At 58.1% G+C, this 4,383-nt stretch carries 3 protein-coding genes and 1 pseudogene; all 4 read right to left on the bottom strand.

Annotation, left to right across the window (positions count from 1 at the left end; all coding sequences use genetic code 11):
• Positions 1-182: 182 nt before the first annotated feature.
• A complete protein-coding gene (gene truB / locus ACIOVD_RS20835) occupies positions 183-1,100 on the bottom strand; it encodes a tRNA pseudouridine(55) synthase TruB (protein WP_095169460.1) in 918 nt (305 codons plus the stop codon).
• 3 nt (positions 1,101-1,103) lie between these two features.
• The gene (rbfA, locus tag ACIOVD_RS20830) at positions 1,104-1,505 is read right to left on the bottom strand and encodes a 30S ribosome-binding factor RbfA (protein ID WP_095169461.1); all 402 of its coding nucleotides are present in this window, start codon (positions 1,503-1,505) and stop codon (positions 1,104-1,106) included.
• 159 nt (positions 1,506-1,664) lie between these two features.
• Entirely contained in the window at positions 1,665-4,190 is a 2,526-nt protein-coding gene (gene infB / locus ACIOVD_RS20825; protein ID WP_095169462.1) for a translation initiation factor IF-2, read from the bottom strand.
• A gap of 26 nt (positions 4,191-4,216) precedes the next feature.
• A pseudogene (locus tag ACIOVD_RS20820) lies at positions 4,217-4,357 on the bottom strand (helix-hairpin-helix domain-containing protein); the annotation flags it as partial.
• Positions 4,358-4,383 lie beyond the last annotated feature (26 nt).

The raw sequence follows: 4,383 nt of genomic DNA, 5'->3' as shown, positions 1-4,383 counted from the left end.
CAGTGTCACCAACAGCTTGCTGGTAGTCAGCTACGATTTGTGCTTTTTCTTGAACGTCGAGAGCCATGAGGCAATCCTTTTATCAGGAAACCACCCAAAGGGCAGTTTCAACAGGCCAGGGACAAATCCCTGTATCTAAAAATGAGTAGTGACCGTGCCTGTTAACAGCCACCCTCGTCCGGTCATTCTGACCGAATCAGTCGACGTGGCGCGATGCGCCCGTCTTCGCTCACTTCACCGATACCGATGAAGCGACCGTTGTGATCCTGTACCCGTACCATGCCGAACTTCGGTGCATCCGGGGCGCGAACCGGCTGGCCGTTGAGCCAGTAGAACGAGCTGTGCTCCGAGAACTGCAGCAGCGGCCAATCCAGCAAGCCGCTGTCCGATGGCATCAGGAAACGGTCAACCGCTTCGTTGCCGCCTTCGGCATGTACCGCTTCCAACTCTTCCAGCGTGACCGTCTGGGCCAGGCTGAATGGACCGGCTTGGGTACGTCGCAGTTCTGCCACGTAAGCGCCACAGCCGAGCTGTTCACCAATATCCTCCACCAGGGTACGGATATAGGTGCCTTTGCTGCAATCTACGGCAAAGCGCGCAGTGTCACCTTCAAAGGCCAGCAATTCCAAGCGCGCAATAGTAACAGATCGCGGTTCGCGCTCCACCACTTCGCCTGCTCGTGCCAGCTTGTACAACGGCTGGCCATCGCGTTTGAGTGCCGAGTACATCGGCGGTATCTGACTGATTTTCCCGCGAAAACTGGGCAATACAGCTTCGATATCGGTGCGACCAACGGTCACCGGGCGTTCCTGCAAAACGTCACCCTCGGCATCCGCCGTGGTGGTGGTCTTGCCCAATTGCGCCAGGGTTTCATACCCCTTGTCGGAATCGAGCAGGTATTGCGAGAACTTGGTCGCCTCACCGAAGCACAGCGGCAACACGCCGGTGGCCAACGGGTCGAGACTGCCGGTGTGGCCAGCCTTTTCGGCATTGAGCAACCAGCGCACCTTCTGCAAGGCAGCGTTGGAGGTGAACCCCAACGGCTTGTCGAGCAGGATGATGCCGCTGACGTTACGACGGATACGTTTGACCTGAGCCACCGATTACTCCTTGGTGTCTTCGGTTTCTGCCGCGACCGGGTGCTGATTGTCTTCAGCCACGGCGCGCTCGATCAATGCCGACAGATGAGCACCACGTACGACACTTTCGTCATAGTGGAAGTGCAGTTGCGGAACGCTACGCAGCTTCATCTCGCGAGCCAGCTGCATGCGCAGGAAGCCTGCAGCCGAGTTCAGCACCTTGATGCTTTGTGCGATGTCCTCGGCACTGTCCTGGCCCATCACGGTGATGAAGATCTTGGCGTGACCGACGTCACGGCTGACTTCAACAGCGGTAATGGTGACCAGACCAACACGCGGGTCTTTGACTTCACGACGGATCAGTTGTGCCAGCTCACGCTGCATCTGATCGCCGATACGTTGGGTACGGCTGTATTCTTTTGCCATGTCTTGTTACCTGTTACTGCCTCACGGTGAAACCCGTGTGGTCTGAAAGCGGCAAACGCCCGGCCTGACAGAAGCCAGACCGGGCGTTGCGTTTAGAGTCCGGGCGATGCGCCGTGCATTTGCATGCGGCTGCCCATCACGGCTCTTGAAGTGCGCGAGTTAGAGGCTGCGAGCAACCTGAACCTTCTCGAAGACTTCGATCTTGTCACCGACTTTGACGTCGTTGTAGCTCTTCACGCCGATACCGCATTCCATGCCAGCACGTACTTCGGAAGCGTCATCCTTGAAGCGGCGCAGGGATTCCAGCTCGCCTTCGAAGATAACGATGTCTTCACGCAGTACACGGATTGGACGGTTACGGTGCACGATACCTTCAACAACCATGCAACCGGCGATCGCGCCAAACTTCGGCGAACGGAACACGTCGCGGACTTCAGCAATACCCAGGATGTTCTCCCGGACGTCGCTGCCAAGCATGCCGGTCAGGGCCTTCTTGACGTCTTCGATGATGTCGTAGATCACGTTGTAGTAACGCATATCCAGGCCTTCCTGCTCGACGATCTTGCGCGCGCCAGCATCGGCACGCACGTTGAAGCCGAACAGTACAGCGTTGGAGGCCAGTGCCAGGTTGGCGTCGGACTCGGTGATACCACCGACACCGCCACCCACTACACGCACTTGCACTTCGTCGTTACCCAGGCCGTTCAAGGCGCCGTTCAACGCTTCCAACGAACCACGAACGTCAGATTTGAGGACGATGTTAAGCGTCTTCTTCTCTTCCTGGCCCATGTTCTCGAAGATGTTTTCCAGCTTGCCTGCGTGAGCACGAGCCAGTTTGACTTCACGGAACTTGCCTTGACGGAACAGAGCCACTTCACGGGCTTTCTTCTCGTCGGCAACCACGCTCATCTCGTCGCCAGCGTCCGGGGTACCGTCCAGGCCGAGGATCTCGACAGGGATGGAAGGACCGGCTTCCTTGATTGGCTTGCCGTTCTCGTCGAGCATGGCACGTACACGGCCATAGTTCGAACCGACCAGGACCATGTCGCCTTGGCGCAGGGTACCGTCTTGAACCAGAACGGTTGCAACCGGGCCACGACCTTTGTCGAGACGCGATTCAACCACAACACCGCGACCTGGGGCCGATGGGGTTGCTTTCAGTTCGAGAACTTCGGCTTGCAGCAGGACGGCTTCAAGCAGTTCGTCTACACCGGTACCGACTTTCGCCGAAACCGAAACGAATGGCGTATCACCGCCCCACTCTTCCGACGTCACGCCGTGAACCGACAGTTCGCTACGGATGCGATCGAGATCGGCGCCCGGCTTGTCGATTTTGTTCACTGCAACGACCAGAGGAACACCAGCGGCCTTGGCGTGCTGGACAGCTTCAATGGTCTGCGGCATCACGCCGTCGTCCGCTGCAACTACCAGGATCACGATGTCGGTCGCCTTGGCACCACGGGCACGCATGGCGGTAAACGCGGCGTGACCAGGGGTGTCAAGGAAGGTGACCATGCCGCGTTCGGTTTCAACGTGGTATGCACCGATGTGCTGGGTGATACCGCCGGCTTCGCCCGCAGCTACCTTGGCACGACGGATGTAGTCGAGCAGCGAGGTCTTACCATGGTCAACGTGGCCCATTACGGTCACGACTGGCGCACGGGAGAAGGTCTCGCCTTCAAACTTCAGGGACTCAGCCAGGGAATCTTCCAGGGCGGTGTCGCTGACCAGGGTCACTTTGTGGCCCAGCTCTTCAGCAACCAGTTGAGCAGTTTCCTGATCAAGCACTTGGTTGATGGTCGCTGGAGTACCCAGTTTGAACATGAACTTGATGATTTCAGCAGCCTTGACCGACATCTGCTGGGCGAGATCGCCCACAGTGATGGTCTCGCCGATCTTCACTTCACGCACGACAGGGCCGGTTGGGCTCTGGAAACCGTGGGCGTTGCGTTTTTTCAGCTTGGCCTTGCCGCGACCACCACGACGGAAGCTGTCGCTTTCTTCGTCGGTAGTACGAGGCGCAACACGTGGAGCAGGCGCTTTTTCCTTGACCGAAGCACGATGCGGAGCGTTTTTGCGCTCACCATCGCCACTGCCACGACGACTGTTGTCGTCTGCACGTGGTTTGTCCGGACGGCGCTGTTCGTTCTGCTTGTTGCGAACGTCAGCAGACGGTGCTGGAGCAGCAGCCACCGGTGCGCTCTCACGCACTGGCTCGGCAGCCGCAGCAGGCGCTGCAACAGCGCCGGAAGTAGCGGTTTGCGCAGCAGCAGGCTGGCGACGCGCTTCTTCTTCGGCGCGACGCTTGGCTTCTTCTTCAGCCTTCTGACGTGCAGCATTTTCTACTGCGCGACGTTCTTCCAGTTCGCGTTTGCGCTCGGCTTCGATTTCTTCCGGGCTGCGCTGTACGAAGACTTTCTTCTTGCGTACTTCAACGCTGATGCTTTTGCTGCCAGCAACACGCAGGGTGCTGGTGGTTTTACGCTGCAACGTGATCTTGCGCGGTTCTTCCACTTTCGCCTTGTGGCTGCTTTTCAAGTGAGTCAGCAAAGATTGCTTCTCACTGTCGGTCACATGTTCCTCGGCGGCGGTGTGCGGCAGACCTGCCTCACGCATCTGCTGCAGCAGGCGCTCTACCGGTGTTTTGACCTCATCGGCCAGTTGTTTCACCGTGACTTGCGTCATGCACTTCTCTCCTCAGGCCGCGCCTATTACTCGAACCAATGGGCTCGGGCGGCCATGATCAACTTGCCGGCACGATCATCGTCAATGCCGTCGATGTCGAGCAGGTCGTCAATAGACTGCTCGGCCAGGTCTTCGCGGGTAATTACGCCGCGAACAGCAAGATCCATATCAAAATCCTAGACCAAACCCTCAA

This window comes from Pseudomonas sp. NPDC087626, assembly GCF_044743405.1.
Classification (GTDB): Bacteria; Pseudomonadota; Gammaproteobacteria; order Pseudomonadales; family Pseudomonadaceae; genus Aquipseudomonas.
Note: the sequence above shows the minus strand (reverse complement) of the source record. Positions and strands in the feature narration are given on the sequence as shown.

Excerpts from the sequence above, each read along its gene's own strand:
- rbfA (WP_095169461.1), bottom strand. The coding sequence starts at position 1,505 with ATGGCAAAAGAATACAGCCGTACCCAACGTATCGGCGATCAGATGCAG.
- infB (WP_095169462.1), bottom strand. The coding sequence starts at position 4,190 with ATGACGCAAGTCACGGTGAAACAACTGGCCGATGAGGTCAAAACACCG.